This is a genomic window from Acidovorax carolinensis (assembly GCF_002157145.1).
Classification (GTDB): domain Bacteria; phylum Pseudomonadota; class Gammaproteobacteria; order Burkholderiales; family Burkholderiaceae_C; genus Acidovorax; species Acidovorax carolinensis.
Genome location: NZ_CP021361.1, coordinates 3172606 through 3191053, shown reverse-complemented (window position 1 = coordinate 3191053; position 18448 = coordinate 3172606). Strand labels below are relative to the sequence as shown.

General features: G+C 63.4%; 19 protein-coding genes and 1 pseudogene. 16 read left to right on the top strand and 4 right to left on the bottom strand.

Annotated features, from left to right (window positions below; genetic code table 11):
- Positions 1–120: 120 nt before the first annotated feature.
- Positions 121–1074 (bottom strand): thioredoxin-disulfide reductase, encoded by a 954-nt coding sequence (trxB, locus tag CBP34_RS14880; protein ID WP_094099202.1) that lies wholly within the window; start codon positions 1072–1074, stop codon positions 121–123.
- A gap of 323 nt (positions 1075–1397) precedes the next feature.
- Here trxB and CBP34_RS14875 point away from each other — a divergent pair, with 323 nt between their 5' ends.
- The 10 genes from CBP34_RS14875 to CBP34_RS14830 all read left to right on the top strand — a co-directional run bounded on the left by CBP34_RS14875 (position 1398) and on the right by CBP34_RS14830 (position 12100).
- The gene (locus CBP34_RS14875) at positions 1398–3731 is read left to right on the top strand and encodes a DNA translocase FtsK (protein WP_094098487.1); all 2334 of its coding nucleotides are present in this window, start codon (positions 1398–1400) and stop codon (positions 3729–3731) included.
- Positions 3728–4417 (top strand): outer membrane lipoprotein periplasmic chaperone LolA, encoded by a 690-nt coding sequence (lolA, locus tag CBP34_RS14870; RefSeq protein ID WP_094098486.1) that lies wholly within the window; start codon positions 3728–3730, stop codon positions 4415–4417. Before CBP34_RS14875 ends, lolA begins: the two co-directional genes overlap by 4 nt.
- 94 nt (positions 4418–4511) lie before the next feature.
- Positions 4512–5858, top strand: coding sequence for a replication-associated recombination protein A (locus CBP34_RS14865; RefSeq protein WP_094098485.1), 1347 nt, complete (start codon positions 4512–4514; stop codon positions 5856–5858).
- Positions 5859–6173: 315 nt separating this feature from the next.
- Positions 6174–7103: a branched-chain amino acid ABC transporter permease gene (locus CBP34_RS14860; protein ID WP_086927946.1), complete on the top strand. Its 930-nt coding sequence runs from the start codon at positions 6174–6176 to the stop codon at positions 7101–7103.
- Between the two features lie 12 nt (positions 7104–7115).
- Positions 7116–8192: an ABC transporter permease subunit gene (locus CBP34_RS14855; protein ID WP_086927945.1), complete on the top strand. Its 1077-nt coding sequence runs from the start codon at positions 7116–7118 to the stop codon at positions 8190–8192.
- 22 nt (positions 8193–8214) lie between these two features.
- Entirely contained in the window at positions 8215–8997 is a 783-nt protein-coding gene (locus CBP34_RS14850) for an ABC transporter ATP-binding protein (protein ID WP_094098484.1), read from the top strand.
- 2 nt (positions 8998–8999) lie between these two features.
- Positions 9000–9728, top strand: coding sequence for an ABC transporter ATP-binding protein (locus CBP34_RS14845; RefSeq protein ID WP_094098483.1), 729 nt, complete (start codon positions 9000–9002; stop codon positions 9726–9728).
- A gap of 181 nt (positions 9729–9909) precedes the next feature.
- On the top strand, positions 9910–10272 hold the full coding sequence (locus CBP34_RS14840) for a DMT family protein (protein ID WP_094099201.1): 363 nt from the start codon (positions 9910–9912) through the stop codon (positions 10270–10272).
- Positions 10273–10423: 151 nt separating this feature from the next.
- Positions 10424–11071: a DUF47 domain-containing protein gene (locus CBP34_RS14835; RefSeq protein WP_094098482.1), complete on the top strand. Its 648-nt coding sequence runs from the start codon at positions 10424–10426 to the stop codon at positions 11069–11071.
- Positions 11072–11089: 18 nt separating this feature from the next.
- Entirely contained in the window at positions 11090–12100 is a 1011-nt protein-coding gene (locus tag CBP34_RS14830) for an inorganic phosphate transporter (RefSeq protein WP_094098481.1), read from the top strand.
- 80 nt (positions 12101–12180) lie between these two features.
- Here the strand turns inward: CBP34_RS14830 and CBP34_RS14825 are convergent, their stop codons facing one another.
- Both CBP34_RS14825 and CBP34_RS14820 read right to left on the bottom strand, forming a co-directional pair.
- On the bottom strand, positions 12181–12627 hold the full coding sequence (locus tag CBP34_RS14825) for a TM2 domain-containing protein (RefSeq protein WP_094098480.1): 447 nt from the start codon (positions 12625–12627) through the stop codon (positions 12181–12183).
- Between the two features lie 90 nt (positions 12628–12717).
- Positions 12718–13239, bottom strand: coding sequence for a GNAT family N-acetyltransferase (locus tag CBP34_RS14820; protein WP_086927940.1), 522 nt, complete (start codon positions 13237–13239; stop codon positions 12718–12720).
- A 147-nt stretch (positions 13240–13386) separates the two neighbouring features.
- Here CBP34_RS14820 and rpsP point away from each other — a divergent pair, with 147 nt between their 5' ends.
- From rpsP to CBP34_RS14790, 6 genes are all read left to right on the top strand, one after another.
- Positions 13387–13638 carry a 30S ribosomal protein S16 gene (gene rpsP / locus CBP34_RS14815; RefSeq protein WP_010463504.1) on the top strand — a complete coding sequence of 84 codons (252 nt, stop codon included), beginning with the start codon at positions 13387–13389 and terminating at the stop codon, positions 13636–13638.
- Positions 13639–13714: 76 nt separating this feature from the next.
- Complete coding sequence (gene rimM / locus CBP34_RS14810) at positions 13715–14284, top strand: ribosome maturation factor RimM (RefSeq protein WP_094098479.1); 570 nt, start codon at positions 13715–13717, stop codon at positions 14282–14284.
- Between the two features lie 32 nt (positions 14285–14316).
- Positions 14317–15075 carry a tRNA (guanosine(37)-N1)-methyltransferase TrmD gene (gene trmD / locus CBP34_RS14805; RefSeq protein WP_086927938.1) on the top strand — a complete coding sequence of 253 codons (759 nt, stop codon included), beginning with the start codon at positions 14317–14319 and terminating at the stop codon, positions 15073–15075.
- A gap of 140 nt (positions 15076–15215) precedes the next feature.
- Entirely contained in the window at positions 15216–15602 is a 387-nt protein-coding gene (rplS, locus tag CBP34_RS14800; protein ID WP_086913118.1) for a 50S ribosomal protein L19, read from the top strand.
- Between the two features lie 95 nt (positions 15603–15697).
- Complete coding sequence (locus tag CBP34_RS14795) at positions 15698–16417, top strand: CoA pyrophosphatase (RefSeq protein WP_094098478.1); 720 nt, start codon at positions 15698–15700, stop codon at positions 16415–16417.
- Positions 16418–16475: 58 nt separating this feature from the next.
- Entirely contained in the window at positions 16476–17462 is a 987-nt protein-coding gene (locus CBP34_RS14790) for a CobD/CbiB family protein (protein ID WP_086927936.1), read from the top strand.
- 42 nt (positions 17463–17504) lie between these two features.
- Here CBP34_RS14790 and rsgA read toward each other — a convergent pair.
- A pseudogene (rsgA, locus tag CBP34_RS14785) lies at positions 17505–18448 on the bottom strand (ribosome small subunit-dependent GTPase A).

Below are 18448 nucleotides of genomic sequence, written 5' to 3'. Positions count from 1 at the left end.
AGCAAAGCCGCAGATTATAGCCTGCGGTTTGTTTTTTGTCGCCGGGTTGCCCCAAGGCAAAAAAGCCCCCATGGGTGGCAGCGCCCCGCGCAGCGGCAGAGCGTGGGGGCCTTTGCCTCATCAATTTTCCTGTTCCAGGAAGCGTTGGGCGTCCAGCGCTGCCATGCAGCCGGTGCCGGCGCTGGTGATGGCCTGGCGGTAGACATGGTCCTGCACGTCGCCTGCGGCAAAGACGCCTGGAACGCTGGTCTGCGTGGCAAATCCCTTGAGGCCGCCTTGCGTGACGATGTAGCCGTTTTCCATCGTCAGCTGGCCCTGGAAGATGTCGGTGTTGGGCGCATGGCCGATGGCGATGAAGCAGCCTTGAAGAGCGATGTCCTGGGTGCTGCCGTCCACGGTGCTCTTGATGCGGATGCCCGTTACGCCGGTGTTGTCGCCAAGCACCTGGTCGAGGGTGTGGAACACCTTGAGCTCGATCTTGCCGGCCGCCACCTTCTCGTTGAGCTTGTCCACCAGAATGGGCTCGGCCTTGAACTTGTCGCGCCGGTGCACCAGCGTCACCTTGCGGGCGATGTTTGACAGATACAGGGCCTCTTCCACGGCCGTGTTGCCGCCGCCCACCACGCACACATCCTGGTCGCGGTAAAAGAAACCGTCGCAGGTGGCACAACCCGACACACCCTTGCCCATGAATGCTTCTTCCGAGGGCAGGCCCAGGTATTTGGCCGATGCGCCGGTGGCGATGATCAGCGAGTCGCAGGTGTAGGTGCCGCTGTCGCCCGTAAGTGTGAAGGGGCGCTGGCTGAAATCGACCTTGTTGATGTGGTCAAAAATGATCTGCGTCTTGAAGCGCTCGGCGTGCTCCAGAAAGCGCTGCATCAGGTCGGGGCCCTGTACGCCGTGCACATCGGCCGGCCAGTTGTCCACTTCTGTCGTGGTCATCAGCTGGCCGCCCTGCGCGATGCCGGTGATGAGCACCGGGTTCAGGTTGGCGCGTGCCGCATAGACGGCCGCCGTGTAGCCTGCAGGGCCAGATCCGAGGATCAGAACTTTCGCGTGTTGGGTGGAGGACATGGACAAACCTGTGTGGTGCATCCGCCACAAAGCAGATGCTGTTGAAAAAATGCGGGAACAGCATTGAAGTATCCACCGCGCGCGGCCTCATTCAGGCGCTCCCTTCTCAATCACCGCGATTGTAAGAACCCATGGAAATCTCGTTGCCTGGTGTCACAAGCAGGCATTTGCCGATGGCGGTGATGCGCGGGCGCGTCGGGGCTGGTAGAAAAACAGCAAGATAGCGTCACTGGCGTTACTGGATGTGAGCGTGGTGGGCGTGAACACCACTTTGGGGCCGTGTAACCCCTGTCATGCATGGGGTAAGCTTGCCCGGCACGCTTATGACCTACTCCCTCAATACCCTGAATGCTTCCACTTCGGCCAAGTCCGCGCCACGCACTGGCGCAGCCCGCTTCGGCCAGGAAATAGGCCTTGTCGTAGGCCTTTTGGCGCTGGTTTTCTGGCTTCTGGCACTGGCCAGCTATTCCGCACAGGACGCTGCATGGTCCACCTCGGGCACGCGCGGCGACCCGCTGGTGGCCAACTGGGCCGGGCGTTTTGGCGCCTGGCTGGCTGACGCCAGCTATTTCGCGCTGGGGTTTTCGGTGTGGTGGTGTGTGGCGGCTGGGGTGCGTGCCTGGATTGCTTCGCTGGCGCGGTGGATGCGCGGCGGCGAAGCGGTGGCCGGTGCCGCCAGCCCCGTTGCCCGCCGCGCCCTGTTCTGGGGCGGTTTGCTGCTGCTGATGTGTGCCAGCACGGCGCTGGAATGGTCGCGCCTTTATCGCCTGGAAGCCTTCTTGCCGGGCCATGCGGGGGGGGTGCTGGGTTTCCTGGTGGGGCCCGCCAGCGTGAAATGGCTGGGTTTCACCGGCTCGGGCTTGCTGGGCATCGTGGCGCTGGTGTTGGGGGCCGCCATGGTGTTCCGTTTCTCCTGGGGGCATGTGGCCGAGGTGCTGGGGGCGCGCATTGATGCCCTGGTGCAGTCGCGCCTGGCCCGACGCGAGGTGGCCAAGGACGTGGCCGTGGGCCGCAAGGCCGCCCGTGAGCGCGCCGTGGTGGTACTTGAAGAGCGCACCGAGAGCGAAGAGCACCACCCGCAGCCCGTGCAGATCATCGAACCGGTGCTGGCCGATGTGCCGCAAAGCGCCCGGGTGGTGAAAGAGCGGCAAAAGCCCCTGTTCACCGAGATGCCCGACAGCAAGCTGCCGCTGGTGGACCTGCTCGACGGCCCCCTGCAGCGCCAGGAAACCGTGGCCCCCGAGACACTGGAGATGACCAGCCGCCTCATCGAGAAAAAGCTCAAGGACTTTGGCGTGGAAGTGCGCGTGGTGGCCGCCATGCCCGGCCCGGTGATCACCCGCTACGAGATCGAGCCCGCCACCGGCGTGAAGGGCTCGCAGATCGTGGGCCTGGCCAAGGACCTGGCGCGTTCGCTCAGCCTCGTCTCGATCCGCGTGGTGGAGACCATTCCTGGCAAAAATTTCATGGCGCTGGAGCTGCCCAACGCCAAGCGCCAGTCGATCCGCCTGTCCGAAATTTTGGGTTCGCAGGTCTACCACGAGGCCAAGAGCATGCTCACCATGGGCCTGGGCAAGGACATCGTCGGCAACCCGGTGGTGGCGGACCTCGCCAAGATGCCGCATGTGCTGGTGGCGGGTACCACCGGCTCGGGCAAGTCGGTGGGGATCAACGCGATGATCCTCTCGCTCTTGTACAAGGCCGAGGCGCGCGACGTGCGCCTGCTCATGATCGACCCCAAGATGCTGGAAATGTCGGTGTACGAAGGCATTCCGCACCTGCTGGCGCCCGTGGTTACCGACATGAAGCAGGCTGCCCATGGCCTGAACTGGTGCGTGGCCGAGATGGAGCGCCGCTACAAGCTCATGTCCAAGCTGGGTGTGCGCAACCTGGCAGGCTACAACGTCAAGATCGACGAGGCCAAGGCACGCGAGGAGTTCATCTACAACCCCTTCAGCCTGACGCCCGAAAGTCCTGAGCCGCTGCAGCGCCTGCCGCACATCGTGGTCATCATCGACGAGCTGGCCGACCTGATGATGGTGGTGGGCAAGAAGATCGAAGAACTGATTGCCCGCCTGGCGCAAAAGGCGCGCGCGGCGGGCATCCACCTGATCCTGGCCACCCAGCGGCCCAGCGTGGACGTCATCACCGGCCTGATCAAGGCCAACATTCCCACCCGCATCGCGTTCTCGGTGGGCTCCAAGATCGACAGCCGCACCATTCTCGACCAGATGGGCGCCGAGGCGCTGCTGGGCATGGGCGACATGCTCTACATGGCCAGCGGCACGGGCCTGCCGATCCGGGTGCACGGCGCTTTTGTCAGTGATGAAGAAGTGCACCGCGTGGTGAGCTACCTCAAGACCCAGGGCGACCCCGATTACATCGAGGGCGTGCTCGAAGGGGGAACTGTGGACGGCGACGGTGATCTGTCAGGGGACGGCGGTGGTGACGGGGGTGAGAAAGACCCCATGTACGACCAGGCCGTCGAAGTGGTGCTCAAGGACCGCAAGGCCAGCATCTCGTACGTGCAGCGCAAGCTGCGCATCGGCTACAACCGCTCGGCCCGCCTGCTCGAAGACATGGAAAAGGCGGGCCTGGTGAGCGGCCTGACCACCAGCGGCCAGCGCGAAGTGCTGGTGCCTGCACGCAGCGAATGACCAGGGCGGGGCGATGCGCCCGGCCCCAGGGTCACCCAAAGGAGTTTCTGTTGAAGAAAAAGATCGCTACTGCAATTTTGATAGCTGTTAGCGCACAACTGGCAAGCGCTGACGGGCTAAAAAGCTTGGAATCCTTCATGAAGGGCAGCCAGACGGGCCGCGCCGATTTCACCCAGGTGGTCACCTCGCCACCGAAGGACGGCCAGGTCGCACGCACGAAAACCAGCAGCGGCACGTTCGAGTTCCAGCGGCCGGGGCGTTTCAGGTTCGTCTACAAAAAGCCTTTCGAGCAGACCATCGTGGCCGACGGGCAAACGCTGTGGCTTTATGACGCCGACCTGAACCAGGTCACCCAGCGCGCCCAGGCCCAGGCTTTGGGCAGCACGCCCGCCGCCCTGCTGGCCTCGGCACCCGACCTGTCCGCCTTGCGGGCGGATTTCACGCTCGAAGCCGCCCCCGACCAGGATGGCCTGCAATGGGTGCTGGCCCGCCCCAAGGCCAAAGACGGCCAGTTGCAAAGCGTGCGCGTGGGTTTTGCCGGTGAGCAACTGGCCGCGCTCGACATTCTGGACAGCTTTGGCCAGCGCTCGGCCATCCGCTTTACCGGCATGCAGAGCAATGCCGCGCTGCCAGCCGCCACGTTCCAGTTCAAGCCGCCGCAAGGCGCGGATGTGGTGAAGCAGTAATCAGCGCTGTGGTCGGCGTCGGGCGGGTTGGCGCCTTGTACCCGACCGCTGGCGATTGCCCGCTACCATGGACGGCTGATTTGCCTGTCTGCCCGTGAAACCTGCCGTCCCCTCCCACCAGCCTCTGGCCGAGCGCCTGCGCCCGCGCCAGCTCTCTGAAGTCATCGGCCAGCAGCATGTGCTGGGGCCGGGCATGCCGCTGCGTCTGGCGTTCGAATCGGGACGGCCGCACAGCTGCATCCTGTGGGGTCCGCCGGGTGTGGGCAAGACCACCATTGCGCGCCTGATGGCCGATGCCTTTGATGCGCAGTTCATCAGCATCAGCGCCGTGCTGGGCGGGGTCAAGGACATTCGCGACGCCGTGGAGCGCGCCGAGGCCGCCCGTGGCGGGCTGCACGCGGGGCCGCAGGGCTCGCTCATCCAGGAGCCGCAGCGCACCATCGTGTTCGTCGATGAGGTGCACCGCTTCAACAAGAGCCAGCAGGATGCGTTCTTGCCGCATGTCGAGAGCGGCTTGTTCACCTTCATCGGCGCCACCACCGAGAACCCGTCGTTCGAGGTGAACTCGGCCCTGCTGTCACGCGCGGCGGTGTATGTGCTGCAACCGCTGTCCACCGACGAGTTAAAGCAAATTGTGGCCCTGGCCCAATCGGAGCAAGCGCTACCAGCTATCGATAACGAAGCAATAGAGCGGCTGGTGGCCTATGCCGATGGCGACGCGCGCCGCCTGCTCAACACGCTCGAAACACTGGCCATGGCGGCCGCGCAGGATAAGCTTGCCGAGATCACCGATGCCTGGCTCTTGAAGGTGCTGGGTGAGCGCATGCGCCGCTACGACAAGGGCGGCGAGCAGTTCTACGACACCATCAGCGCGCTGCACAAGTCGGTGCGTGGCTCCGACCCCGATGCCGCGCTGTACTGGCTGGTGCGCATGCTCGACGGCGGCGCCGACCCGCGCTACATGGCGCGCCGCCTGGTGCGCATGGCCGCCGAGGATGTGGGCCTGGCCGACCCGCGTGCGCTGCGGCTGGCGCTCGACGCGAGCGAGGTGTACGAGCGCCTGGGCAGCCCCGAGGGTGAGCTGGCCCTGGCCGAATGCGTGGTCTACCTGGCCGTGGCGCCCAAGTCCAACGCCGTGTACAAGGCCTACAACGCCGCGCGCGCGTTCGTGAAGCAAGACAGCACGCGACCCGTGCCCATGCACCTGCGCAACGCGCCCACGAAGCTCATGAAACAGCTGGATTACGGCAAGGGCTACCGCTATGCCCATGACGAGGAAGGCGGGTTTGCCGCGGGCGAGCGTTACCTGCCCGACGGCATGGCCGAGCCGGGCTTTTACCAGCCGGTGGAGCGCGGCCTGGAAATCAAGATCGCGCAAAAACTGCGCGATCTGCGCGCGCGCAACGCCGCTGCGCCCACCCCGGATCCTGACAACTTGTGAGCCCGGGCGACGCCGGCTGGGCGACGGTGCGTTCCAACCGGTTTGGTTTGCGGCAGGCAATTAGTTTGCGCAGCATTTGAGATAGGTCCATCAATCTTGCTTATGCATGGCGTGCCCGGCTGATGGGCCCGAAACCCAAGGGAAAACCCCGCCAGTCAAGGCCCTGGCGGCCGAAGGCTACTGGCTACAATCGCGTCCTCAAACCCGCACAGCTGCACTCCTGGCGGGTTTTTTGCTACATGGCAGTCGGGCCCACAAGGCTGTACCGATTTCGGTGCCAAAGCGGTGGGTACGTCATAAACGAAGGACTTTTTTATGGACATTTTGCTGCAGCAGATCATCAACGGTCTGGTTCTCGGCAGCATGTACGCCTTGATAGCCTTGGGCTACACCATGGTGTACGGCATTATTCAGCTGATCAATTTCGCCCATGGCGAAGTGCTCATGGTCGGCGCTCTCACCAGCTGGAGTTGTATCGGGCTCATGCAGGAGGCCATGCCGGGAGCCCCGGGCTGGCTCATCCTGCTGCTGGCCACCATCATCGCCTGCGTGGTGGCCGCCACGCTGAATTTCGTGATCGAAAAAGTGGCCTACAAACCGCTGCGTTCCAGTCCGCGCCTGGCACCGCTGATCACGGCCATCGGCATGTCGATCCTGCTGCAGACGCTGGCCATGATCATCTGGAAGCCCAACTACAAGTCCTATCCCACCTTGCTGCCGGCCACGCCGTTCCAGGTGGGCGGGGCCGTCATCACCTCCACCCAGATCTTGATTCTGGGCGTGACCGTGGTGGCCCTGGCTGCCCTGATGTACCTGGTGAACTACACCAAGCTCGGCCGTGCCATGCGCGCCACGGCCGAAAACCCCCGTGTGGCATCGCTCATGGGCGTCAAGCCCGACATGGTGATCTCGGCCACCTTCATCATCGGCGCCGTCCTGGCCGCCATCGCCGGCATCATGTATGCGTCCAACTACGGCACGGCGCAGCACACCATGGGTTTTCTGCCCGGGCTTAAGGCCTTCACGGCGGCGGTTTTTGGCGGTATCGGCAACCTGGCCGGCGCCGTGGTGGGCGGCATCCTGCTGGGCCTGATCGAGGCCATCGGGTCGGGCTACATCGGCGCGCTCACGGGCGGTGTGCTGGGCAGCCACTACACCGACATCTTCGCCTTCATCGTGCTCATCATCATCCTGACGCTGCGCCCCTCGGGCCTGCTGGGTGAACGCGTGGCCGACCGTGCCTGAGGACCTATTGCCATGAAGAACACCAAAATCAACTGGATCCTGGGCGGCATTGCCCTCTTGGTCCTGCCACTGCTGCTGCAGTACTTTGGCAACGCCTGGGTGCGCATTGCGGACCTGGCCCTGCTCTATGTGATGCTGGCCCTGGGCCTGAACATCGTGGTCGGCTACGCCGGCCTGCTCGACCTGGGCTATGTGGCGTTCTACGCCGTGGGCGCCTACCTGTTTGCCCTGATGGCATCGCCGCACCTGGCGGACAACTTTGCGACGTTTGCCGCCATGTTCCCCAACGGGCTGCACACCTCGCTGTGGCTCGTGATACCGCTGGCCGCGCTGGTGGCGGCGATCTTCGGGGCGGTGCTGGGGGCGCCCACCCTCAAGCTGCGCGGGGATTATCTGGCCATCGTGACGCTGGGCTTTGGCGAGATCATCCGCATCTTCCTGAACAACCTGGACCATCCCGTCAACCTGACCAACGGCCCCAAGGGCGTGGGCCAGATCGACTCGGTCAAGATCTTCGGGCTTGATCTGGGCAAGCGGCTGGAGCTGTTCGGCTTTGACATCAATTCCGTCACGCTCTACTACTACCTGTTCCTGGTGCTGGTGGTTATCTCCGTCATCATTTGCTATCGCCTGCAGGACTCGCGCATCGGCCGCGCCTGGATGGCGATCCGCGAAGACGAAATCGCCGCCAAGGCCATGGGCATCAACACCCGCAACATGAAGCTGCTGGCGTTTGGCATGGGCGCCTCGTTCGGCGGCGTGTCGGGAGCCATGTTCGGTGCCTTCCAGGGCTTCGTCTCGCCCGAATCGTTCAGCCTGATGGAGTCGGTCATGATCGTCGCCATGGTGGTGCTGGGCGGCATTGGCCACATTCCCGGCGTGATCCTGGGCGCGGTGCTGCTGTCGGCACTGCCCGAAGTGCTGCGCTACGTGGCCGGCCCGCTGCAGGCCATGACCGATGGCCGCATCGACTCCGCCATCCTGCGCCAGCTGCTGATCGCGCTGGCCATGATCATCATCATGCTGTTGCGTCCCCGTGGTCTGTGGCCTGCGCCCGAGCGCGGCAAGAGCCTGACACAGAAGACCTGAACACCACAAAGAGCGAAAACACATGGCAGAACAAAACAAAGATGTGGTGCTGCGGGTTGCCGGCATCTCCAAGCGCTTTGGCGGCTTGCAGGCACTTTCCGACGTGGGCATCACCATTGAACGCGGCCAGGTCTATGGCCTGATCGGCCCCAACGGTGCCGGCAAGACCACCTTCTTCAACGTGATCACCGGCCTGTACACCCCTGACAGCGGCACGTTCGAACTCGCGGGCAAGCCCTACGAACCCACGGCCGTGCATGAGGTGGCCAAGGCGGGCATTGCCCGCACGTTCCAGAACATCCGCCTGTTTGCAGAAATGACGGCCCTTGAGAACGTGATGGTGGGCCGCCATATCCGCACCAAATCGGGGCTGCTGGGCGCCGTGCTGCGCACCAAGGGCTTCAAGGCGGAAGAGGCCGCCATCGCCAAGCGCGCGCAGGAGCTGCTCGACTACGTGGGCATCGGCAAGTTTGCCGACTACAAGGCGCGGACCCTGAGCTACGGCGACCAGCGCCGCCTGGAAATTGCCCGGGCTCTCGCCACCGACCCGCAGCTGATCGCGCTCGATGAGCCCGCCGCCGGCATGAACGCCACCGAGAAGGTGCAGCTGCGCGAGTTGATCGACCGCATCCGCAACGACAACCGCACCATCCTGCTCATCGAGCACGACGTGAAGCTGGTGATGGGCCTGTGCGACCGCGTGACCGTGCTCGACTACGGCAAGCAGATCGCCGAAGGCACGCCTGCGACTGTGCAGAAGAACGAAAAAGTGATTGAGGCCTATCTGGGCACCGGAGGACATTGAGAATGGCCGAAAAATCCAACAAGGTACTGCTGCGGGTCAAGGGGCTGAAGGTGGCCTACGGCGGTATCCAGGCCGTGAAAGGCGTGGACTTTGAAGTGCGCGAAGGTGAGCTGGTCTCGCTGATCGGCTCCAACGGCGCCGGCAAGACCACTACCATGAAGGCCATCACCGGCACGCTGCCCATTAACGATGGCGACATTGAGTACCTGGGCGAGAGCATCAAGGGCAAGGGCGCATGGGATCTGGTCAAGAAGGGCCTGGTGATGGTGCCGGAAGGCCGCGGTGTATTCGCCCGCATGACCATCACCGAGAACCTGCAGATGGGCGCCTACATCCGCAACGACAAGGCGGGCATTGCGGCCGACATCGAGAAGATGTTCACCATCTTCCCGCGCCTGCGCGAGCGCAAGGACCAGCTGGCCGGCACCATGTCGGGTGGTGAGCAGCAGATGCTGGCCATGGGCCGCGCGCTGATGAGCCAGCCCAAGGTGCTGCTGCTGGACGAGCCCTCCATGGGCCTCTCGCCCATCATGGTGGACAAGATCTTCGAAGTGGTGCGCGATGTGTATGCACTGGGCGTCACCATCTTGCTGGTCGAGCAGAACGCCAGCCGCGCGCTGGCCATTGCCGACCGTGGCTACGTCATGGAGTCGGGCCTCATCACCATGACCGGCCCCGGCCAGGAACTGCTGAGCGACCCGCGCGTGCGCGCCGCTTATCTGGGCGAGTGAACGCGGCGCCTGCGGGCGCTGGCGTTTTTTGAAAGGCACTGCACTGGTGGCAGTGCCTTTTTTTGATCGCGTCGTGGGTTTGAAGAAATGCACTATTGATAGCTATTGCCGCTTATCCAGCAAGGGCTAGAGCCATATTTGGCTTATATTTTTGAATTTACTGCTCTGTGGCATGGTGTCCATGAACTATCTGCAATCGCTCCCGGTCAGCCTGCAAACCATCGTGTTGCTGGTGGCCAGCAACATCTTCATGACCTTTGCCTGGTATGGCCACCTGAAGAACCTGGCGACATCGCCCTGGTACGTGGCGGCGCTGGTCAGCTGGGGCATTGCGCTGTTCGAGTATCTGCTGCAGGTGCCCGCCAACCGCATTGGCTACACCCAGTTCAATGTGGGGCAGCTCAAGATCCTGCAAGAGGTCATCACGTTGTCGGTGTTTGTGCCGTTTGCCGTGTTTTATCTCGATCAGCCCCTCAAGTGGGACTATCTGTGGGCGGGCCTGTGCATGATCGGCGCGGTGTATTTCATCTTCCGCGGGGGCTGATGGCGGCCTCGTTGGCAAGGGGCGCGGCCGGTGTGAAGCGGCGGGCGGTTAAACTTCGCGGCTTGGTAATTCCACAAATTGGTCACTCGCCTGTCATGAACGGGTGGTAAGTGGCCATTTTTATTCCGATTCCGCCCTAGGAGCCCCCCTCATGCTGTTTGGCAAGCTGCTGCCCCGCGAAGGCAATTTTTTCGAGATGTTCAACCAGCATGCAGACCGCATCGTCGAGGCCGCCCGGGCCTTTTCGCAACTGGTGGCGAACTACAACGATCCGCACCTGCGCGACAAGTACAACCAGGACGTGGACAACGCCGAGCGTGCCGCCGACCGTGTCACCCAGGACGTCAACCGCCTGATTCACAAGACGTTTATCACGCCAATCGACCGCGAGCAGATCCACACGCTCATCAACACCATGGACGATGTGGCTGACCTGATCCAGGATTCGGCCGAAACCATGGCGCTGTATGACGTGCGCCACATGACCGAGGAGATCACGCGCCTGACGGATCTGAGCCTGAAATGCTGCGAGCGCCTGCGCGATGCCGTCAAGCTGCTCGGCACCATCGCCGACCCGGCCGTGGCCGAAGCCGCGCTCAAGACCTGCGAAGAAATCGACCGCCTCGAAAGCGACGCCGACCGCGTGATGCGCAGTGCCATGAGCAAGCTGTTTCGCGAAGAGCCCGATGTGCGCGAGGTGATCAAGCTCAAGGCCATCTACGAACTGCTGGAAACCATCACCGACAAGTGCGAGGACGTGGCCAACTGCATCGAGGGCATCGTCCTCGAAAACTCCTGATCTGCCGGGCCTGACAACATGCAAACCGCACAAACAGCCCTGTGGGTTGTGGTCCTGCTCGTGGCGCTGGCCATCCTGTTCGATTTCATGAACGGGTTTCACGACGCTGCCAATTCAATCGCCACGGTGGTGTCCACCGGCGTGCTCAAACCGGCCCAGGCCGTTCTTTTTGCCGGGTTTTTCAACGTGGTGGCCATTTTTGTCTTTCACCTGAGCGTGGCGGCCACGGTAGGCAAGGGCATTGTCCAGCCGGGCGTGGTGGACACCCATGTGGTGTTTGGCGCGCTGGTGGGGGCCATCACCTGGAACGTGATCACCTGGTATTACGGCATTCCCAGCAGCTCATCGCATGCGCTGATCGGCGGCATTGTCGGCGCCGTGATCGCCAAGGCGGGGGCTGGCTCGCTGGTGTCCTCGGGCATCCTGAAAACGGTGGCCTTCATTTTTGTGTCACCGCTGCTGGGGTTTTTGCTCGGCTCGCTGATGATGGTGATGGTGTCGTGGATCTTCCGGCGCGCCCGTCCCAACAAGGTGGACAAGTGGTTTCGTCGCCTGCAACTGGTGTCCGCCGGGGCCTACAGCCTGGGGCATGGTGGCAATGATGCGCAAAAGACCATCGGCATCATCTGGCTGCTGCTGATTGCCACGGGGTATGCGTCGGCGGCGGACGCCTCGCCGCCCACCTGGACCATCGTGAGTTGCTACGTGGCCATTGGTCTCGGGACCATGTTCGGCGGCTGGCGCATCGTCAAGACGATGGGGCAGAAGATCACCAAACTCAAGCCCGTGGGCGGGTTCTGCGCGGAAACGGGCGGGGCGCTGACGCTGTTCCTGGCCACAGCACTGGGTATTCCCGTGTCCACCACCCACACCATCACGGGCGCCATTGTCGGTGTGGGTTCCACGCAGCGCGCCAGCGCGGTGCGCTGGGGCGTGGCGGGCAACATCATCTGGGCCTGGGTGCTGACGATTCCGGCCAGTGCCTTTGTTGCAGCCATTGCTTACTGGGTCAGCCTGCAGTTGTACTGATTTCGCAAGATGCTATAAAAAAAGAGCTTCCACCGCTTTATTCATAAGCGCTGGCAGCTCTTTTTGTTGAGGATGGGCCGTTATTGCGAGATCTTGCGCGCTTCCTCGATCTGGTATTCGAAATAGCGCTGAAAGCTGAAAGCCAGACTCGCCATCAGCACGGCCGTGCCGAACATCAGCGCCAGGCCGATGGCGAAAATCGTGGCCCACCGCGTGCGGCCGGCAGGCGCATCCGGCGCAGCCGCCGGGTTGAAGCGGGCATTCCATTTTTCTGGCGTCATCAGGCCAAACAGAATGGCTTGCAGGGCACAGCCTGCAATGGTGAACCCGAGCAGCGGTATCAGCACCCAGCTGTAATGATCGTCCTGCCCCAACTCCTGCACCCGCTGGATGCCATACAGGCCCAGCGCCGTGGGAATGGGCAGCAGCCAGCCGAGCATGTCGCCAAGGCCGTGCAGATAAAAGCGGTGCAGGCCCAAAGGCCCGCCCACGAAGGCGAGCCAGGCGGCCACGGTTTTGTTTTTCATCGCCGGGCCGCCCCCAGATGAAAAGCGGCGCAGTCGGGTGAAAGTGACCACATGAAGTGCGGAGCGTGGGGGTAATGGTGCATGCCCCGATTATTCCGGTGAAGTGGTGTCACCGGCGCCCAGGGTCTTTTCCATCAGCACGATGTCGCGCCAGGCACCGAATTTCCAGCCCATGGAACGCAGAATGCCGACGTCAGTGAACCCCAGCGCTCGGTGCAATCCGATCGAGCCCGCATTGGCCGAGTCGCCAATCACGGCCAGCAGCTTGCGCACGCCAGCGGCCTCGGCCTGCGCCGCCAGTTCGGCCAGCAGCTTGCGCCCCACACCCATGCCGCGTGCGCTGTCGGCCACATAAATCGAGTCTTCGGCAGAAAAGCGGTAGGCCGGGCGCGGCTTGAACCAGTTGGCATAGGCGAAGCCCAGCACCTGTCCGTCTTTTTCGGCCACCAGCCAGGGCAAGCTGCGTGCCAGCACGTCGGCGCGCCGTGCGGCCATGTCGGATTCAGAGGGTGGATCGATCTCGAACGTGCCCGTGCCATAGAGCACATGGTGTTGGTAAATCGCAGTGATGGCGGGGATATCGCGGTCAGTGCTGGGGCGGATAGTGGGCATGAAAGGGGGAAATGGATATAATCGCGGGCTTTGCAGCGTGTCGCTGGCCGGGTGGCCATGTCGCGTGTCTCAAGCGTTGCGAATATGGTTGCAAATACTGTGGCTCAAGGCAAATGTTGCCGGAGTTCACCACCCGAAGGATAAATCATGGTCGTCATTCGACTTTCCCGCGGCGGCTCCAAAGGCCGTCCTTTCTTCAACATCGTCGTTGCTGACAAGCGCGTGCGCCGTGATGGTCGCTTCATCGAGCGCATCGGCTTCTACAACCCTACCGCCAAGGAAACTGAAGAAGGCCTGCGCATCGTGCAAGACCGTCTGACGTACTGGCAAAGCGTGGGCGCCCAGTCCTCGCCCACGGTGGACCGCCTGATCAAGCAAGCCGCCAAGAAGGCTGCTTAAAGCTCCCCGAAAAAGGGCGGGTTCCGTTGGCTTGCCCGGCGGAACCCGCCCTTTTCTTTTTTGCACGAAATACACCATGGCTGCACCTCTGACGCTCGAACCCGCCGAACTCCCTGCCGATGCCGTCGAGGTCGGGCGCATTGCCGATGCCTGGGGCGTCAAGGGCTGGTTCAAGGTGGTGTCGCACAGCGCCACACCGGAGGCGCTGTTTGCCGCCAAACGCTGGTATCTGCAGCCATCTGAACGCGGCGCCAAGACGTTTTCCGGCACGGTGCAGTTGCAGATTCGCCAGGCCAAGGACCATTCCGACACGGTGGTGGCCTGGGCGCAGGGCATTGATGACCGCGATGCTGCGGAGGCCTTGCGGGGCGCGCGCATTTTTGTGCCCCGGTCAGGCTTTCCTGTCACCACGCAAGACGAGTACTACTGGGTGGATCTGATCGGCCTTCAGGTCATCAACCGTGAAGGCGTGGCGCTGGGCCAGGTGCAGGAGCTGATGTCCACCGGCCCGCAAACCGTGCTGGTGCTGGCCTACGAGCAAGACGGCAAGACCCAGGAGCGCATGATTCCGTTCGTCTCGGCGTTTGTCGACAAGGTGGATCTGCCTGAAAAGCGCATCACGGTCGACTGGCAGCCGGACTACTGATCGGCCCGCGCTTTCGCGCGCCGCGCACCACCATGCGTTTTGACATCATCACCCTGTTTCCGGAGTTGTTTGCGCCGTTTGTGGCCAGCGGCGTGACCCGCCGCGCCTACGCCAGCGGGCAGGTCGAAGTGCGTCTGTGGAACCCGCGTGACCATGCCGAGGGCAACTACCGCCGCGTGGACGACCGCCCCTTTGGCGGCGGCCCGGGCATGGTGATGCTGGCCGAGCCCCTGGCACGGTGTCTTGCCGCCATCCGGGCCGAGCGCGGGGAACCGGCAGACGACCGGGCGCCGCTGGTTCTTTTTTCGCCCATCGGCGAAACCCTCAACCACGCGGCGGTAGAGCGCTGGTCGGCCAGCGCAGGCGCTGTGTTGTTGTGCGGGCGCTACGAGGGGATTGACCAGCGTTTTATCGACGCCCATGTCGATCTGCAGATGAGTCTGGGCGATTTCGTGCTCTCGGGCGGTGAAATTGCCGCCATGGCCTTGCTCGATGCCGTGGCACGGCTGCAGCCCGGGGTGCTCAATGACGAGGGCAGCCACCAGCTCGACAGCTTCAATCCGGCACTCGATGGCCTGCTCGATTGCCCCCACTACACCCGCCCCGAGGAATGGGCAGGGCGCCCGGTGCCCGCGCCGCTGATGTCGGGCCACCATGCCCAGATTGAGCGCTGGCGGCGCGACCAGCGCTTGTCCATCACCGCCCGGCACCGGCCCGACCTGATCGATGCGGCACGCAAAGCGGGGCGCTTGGCGCCCGCCGATGAGGCGTTGTTGGCCAAGCTGGCCTGAATTGCTATAATCAAAGGCTTTTCGATCCTCTGGCCGGCCGTTTTGCCCAGAGGCTTTGCCTGCAAAGCCTGCCGCAAAACCCTGAATCGTCAATCCCGACGCTGCCATTTTTGGCGCGGACAAGATCGTTGGATACCAAAATGAACCTGATCCAGACCCTGGAAGCGGAAGAAATTGCCCGCTTGAACAAGACGATTCCCGTGTTTGCCCCTGGCGACACCGTCATCGTGAGCGTGAACGTGGTTGAAGGCACGCGCAAGCGCGTGCAGGCCTATGAAGGCGTGGTGATTGCCAAGCGCAATCGCGGCCTGAACAGCGGTTTCACCGTGCGCAAGATCTCCAGCGGCGAAGGCGTGGAACGCACGTTCCAGACCTACAGCCCGCTGATCGCCAACATCGAAGTCAAGCGTCGCGGTGATGTGCGCCGCGCCAAGCTGTACTACCTGCGTGAACGCAGCGGCAAGTCGGCGCGTATCAAGGAAAAGCTGCCTTCGCGCGTCAAGGTGGCGGCCCCCGTCGCCGCATAAGGCACAGGCCATCCCTGACCGGAGCCGCTACAGCATCTGCCTGTAGCGGCTTTTTGTTTTTTGCGGCCCCTTGGGTCTTACGTTCCAGGCTTGTCGTGAATCCGTCGTCCACCCCCGTTCCATCGGTCCTCCCTGCGTCGCTGTCGGCGCTGCCCGATTTCGATCCTCGCGCCGTCCCGGTGGTGGGGGTGGATGCGCATCTGCCCGCCGTGCCGGCAGAGGCCCAGACGCCGCAGGCCCTGCGGGCGCGTTTTGCCCATCCGCCTGTTTGGAAGCCCGAGGTGGTGCTGGAAAAGAAGTTCATGAACCGCGAACCGGCCCATGCCTCCGTGCTGGTACCCATCGTGCTGCGCGAACAGCCCATGGTGCTGCTCACCGAGCGCACGGCGCATCTGTCCACCCACTCAGGCCAGGTCGCTTTTCCGGGCGGTCGGGCGGATGCGGAGGATGCCTCCACGGCCGACACCGCCTTGCGCGAGGCCGAAGAAGAAGTGGGGCTGGAGCGGCGCTTTGTTGAAGTGCTGGGCGTGCTGCCCACCTATGTCACCGGTTCTTCGTTCATCATCACGCCCGTGGTGGCGCTGGTGCAACCCGACTGCGCGCTGCACCCGAACCCTTATGAAGTGGCCGATGTGTTCGAGGTGCCGCTGGCGTTTTTGCTGAATCCGGCCCACCACCAGCGCCACGTTCATGAATGGCAAGGCGTGCGCCGCGAGTGGTTCTCCATGCCCTACCAGGATGGCGACAAGAGCCGCTATATCTGGGGCGCCACGGCGGGCATGCTGCGCAACTTTTACCGCTTCATGCAGGCTTGATGGCGGGCCAAGCGCCTGGATAGCCCAAAGACGCGCCGCCCCAGTATCATTGCCCTCCATGAGTTTCTTCGCCATCCTGTTCGCTCTGCTGATCGAGCAGGCCCGTCCTCTGGCTCGCAGCAACCCCATCCACGCGGGGCTGCGGGCGTGGGCCTTGTCGGTCAGCCGCAATTTCGATGCGGGCAAGCCTCACCATGGCTGGGTGGCCTGGAGTCTCGCGGTCATCGTTCCCGCCCTGGTCACCCTGGGTATGCACTGGCTGCTGATGCTGGCACTGGGCTGGCCGTTTGCAGTGGTCTGGAGCGTGGCGGTGCTGTATGTCACCCTGGGGTTTCGCCAGTTCAGCCACCATTTCACCGGCATCCGCGACGCGCTCGAAGAAGGCGATGAAGACCGCGCGCGCGAACGCCTGGCCGACTGGCAGCAGGTGGATGTCGGTGCGCTGCCACGCAGCGAGATCGTGCGCCATGTGATCGAGTACTCGGTGCTGTCGGCACACCGCCATGTGTTTGGCGTGCTGGCATGGTTTTCCGTGCTGGCGGCGCTGGGCCTGGGGCCCACCGGTGCCGTGCTGTACCGGATGGCTGAATTCGTTTCGCGCTACTGGCAGTATAAGGAGCGCGCGGGCGCGCAACTGGCCAGCCCGGCGTTGCGCCGCGCCGCGGCACAGGCCTGGACCTTGATGGACTGGTTGCCCGCGCGCATGACCGCCTTGAGCTTCGCCGTGGTGGGCAGTTTTGAAGAGGCGATCGAAGGCTGGCGCTTTCATGCGCAGCGCTTTCCCAGTGACAACGACGGCGTGGTGCTGGCTGCCACGGCGGGCGCCATCAACGTACAGCTGGGTGGCGAGGCCCTGCGTGCCCGCGCCGATTTGCAGACACCGCAGGGGCTTGAAATCGACGCCGACATGGGCGACAGCGACAGCACCCCCGGTCGAGAGCCCGAGGTGGGTCATTTGCGCAGCGTGGTGGGCCTGGTCTGGCGCTCCGTGGTGGTGTGGATGCTGCTGCTGGCGCTGTTGACCCTGGCGCGTCTGTTGGGTTGATCGGCCGGCTGCCCATGCCGGGCGGCCGATACGGGAGCGGGATCAGTAGCGGGTGTGGCTCAACTCGGCAAACAGGTCGCTATATATTCGATAGCGGCTTGCGCTTATTCCATCTGCGTCAGAGCCATTTTCAAGCGCATTGAGTACGCCGCAGCCCGGCTCGTGCAGATGGGTGCAGTTGTAGAACTTGCAGTCCGTGGCGTGGGCAGCGATGTCGGGCATGCAGGAGGCCAGCTGCATCGGGGCGATGTGCTGCAGGCCAAACTCCTGAAAACCTGGCGAATCAATCAGGGCCGTGGTGCGGGCGCTGTCCACCCAGTACCAGTTGGTGCTGGTGGTGGTGTGTTTGCCTGAATTCAGGGCCTGAGAAATTTCGCCCGTCAGTACGGTGGCGCCGGGCACCAGCAGGTTGATCAGCGTGCTCTTGCCCGACCCCGAGGGGCCCAGCACCAGCGTGGTCTTACCCTGCAAGTGCTGCATGAGCAGCGCGCGGTCCACGTCGCCCGATAGCGACAGCGACAGCGGCAGCACGCCATAGTGGTGCCCGCCGCCCATGTGGCGGTAGGGCAGCAGGCGTTCCCAGGCGCGGGCAAAGGGCTCCACCAGGTCGCTCTTGTTGAGTGCAATCAGTGGCTGGATGCCAGCGGCTTCCGCGGCGATCAACGCGCGGGCCAGCTGACTTTCCGAGAACACCGGTTCGGCGGCGATCAGGATCAGGATCTGGTCGAGATTGGCTGCGAAGGATTTGGTGCGGATCTCGTCCTGGCGGTAGAACAGGTTGCGCCGCTCCAGCACCTTTTCGATGGTGCCTTCCTCGCCCTGGCCCTTGGGAGGGCCTGCCACAGCACCCTGTCACCTACCACGGCCTGGCTCTTCTTGCCCCGTGGATGGCAGATGCGGCGCTGCCCGTCAGCGGTCTCCACCATGCAGTGGCGTCCGTGGCCGGCCACGACGAAACCTTCCATCAGGGCGCTGCGTTCAGTCAT

Excerpts from the sequence above, each read along its gene's own strand:
- CBP34_RS14790 (WP_086927936.1), top strand. The coding sequence starts at position 16,476 with ATGAGTTTCTTCGCCATCCTGTTCGCTCTGCTGATCGAGCAGGCCCGT.
- CBP34_RS14825 (WP_094098480.1), bottom strand. The coding sequence starts at position 12,627 with ATGAAAAACAAAACCGTGGCCGCCTGGCTCGCCTTCGTGGGCGGGCCT.
- lolA (WP_094098486.1), top strand. The coding sequence starts at position 3,728 with ATGACCAGGGCGGGGCGATGCGCCCGGCCCCAGGGTCACCCAAAGGAG.
- CBP34_RS14860 (WP_086927946.1), top strand. The coding sequence starts at position 6,174 with ATGGACATTTTGCTGCAGCAGATCATCAACGGTCTGGTTCTCGGCAGC.
- CBP34_RS14855 (WP_086927945.1), top strand. The coding sequence starts at position 7,116 with ATGAAGAACACCAAAATCAACTGGATCCTGGGCGGCATTGCCCTCTTG.
- trmD (WP_086927938.1), top strand. The coding sequence starts at position 14,317 with ATGCGTTTTGACATCATCACCCTGTTTCCGGAGTTGTTTGCGCCGTTT.
- rimM (WP_094098479.1), top strand. The coding sequence starts at position 13,715 with ATGGCTGCACCTCTGACGCTCGAACCCGCCGAACTCCCTGCCGATGCC.
- CBP34_RS14835 (WP_094098482.1), top strand. The coding sequence starts at position 10,424 with ATGCTGTTTGGCAAGCTGCTGCCCCGCGAAGGCAATTTTTTCGAGATG.
- CBP34_RS14850 (WP_094098484.1), top strand. The coding sequence starts at position 8,215 with ATGGCAGAACAAAACAAAGATGTGGTGCTGCGGGTTGCCGGCATCTCC.
- rplS (WP_086913118.1), top strand. The coding sequence starts at position 15,216 with ATGAACCTGATCCAGACCCTGGAAGCGGAAGAAATTGCCCGCTTGAAC.
- trxB (WP_094099202.1), bottom strand. The coding sequence starts at position 1,074 with ATGTCCTCCACCCAACACGCGAAAGTTCTGATCCTCGGATCTGGCCCT.
- CBP34_RS14840 (WP_094099201.1), top strand. The coding sequence starts at position 9,910 with ATGAACTATCTGCAATCGCTCCCGGTCAGCCTGCAAACCATCGTGTTG.
- CBP34_RS14875 (WP_094098487.1), top strand. The coding sequence starts at position 1,398 with ATGACCTACTCCCTCAATACCCTGAATGCTTCCACTTCGGCCAAGTCC.
- CBP34_RS14820 (WP_086927940.1), bottom strand. The coding sequence starts at position 13,239 with ATGCCCACTATCCGCCCCAGCACTGACCGCGATATCCCCGCCATCACT.
- rpsP (WP_010463504.1), top strand. The coding sequence starts at position 13,387 with ATGGTCGTCATTCGACTTTCCCGCGGCGGCTCCAAAGGCCGTCCTTTC.
- CBP34_RS14845 (WP_094098483.1), top strand. The coding sequence starts at position 9,000 with ATGGCCGAAAAATCCAACAAGGTACTGCTGCGGGTCAAGGGGCTGAAG.
- CBP34_RS14830 (WP_094098481.1), top strand. The coding sequence starts at position 11,090 with ATGCAAACCGCACAAACAGCCCTGTGGGTTGTGGTCCTGCTCGTGGCG.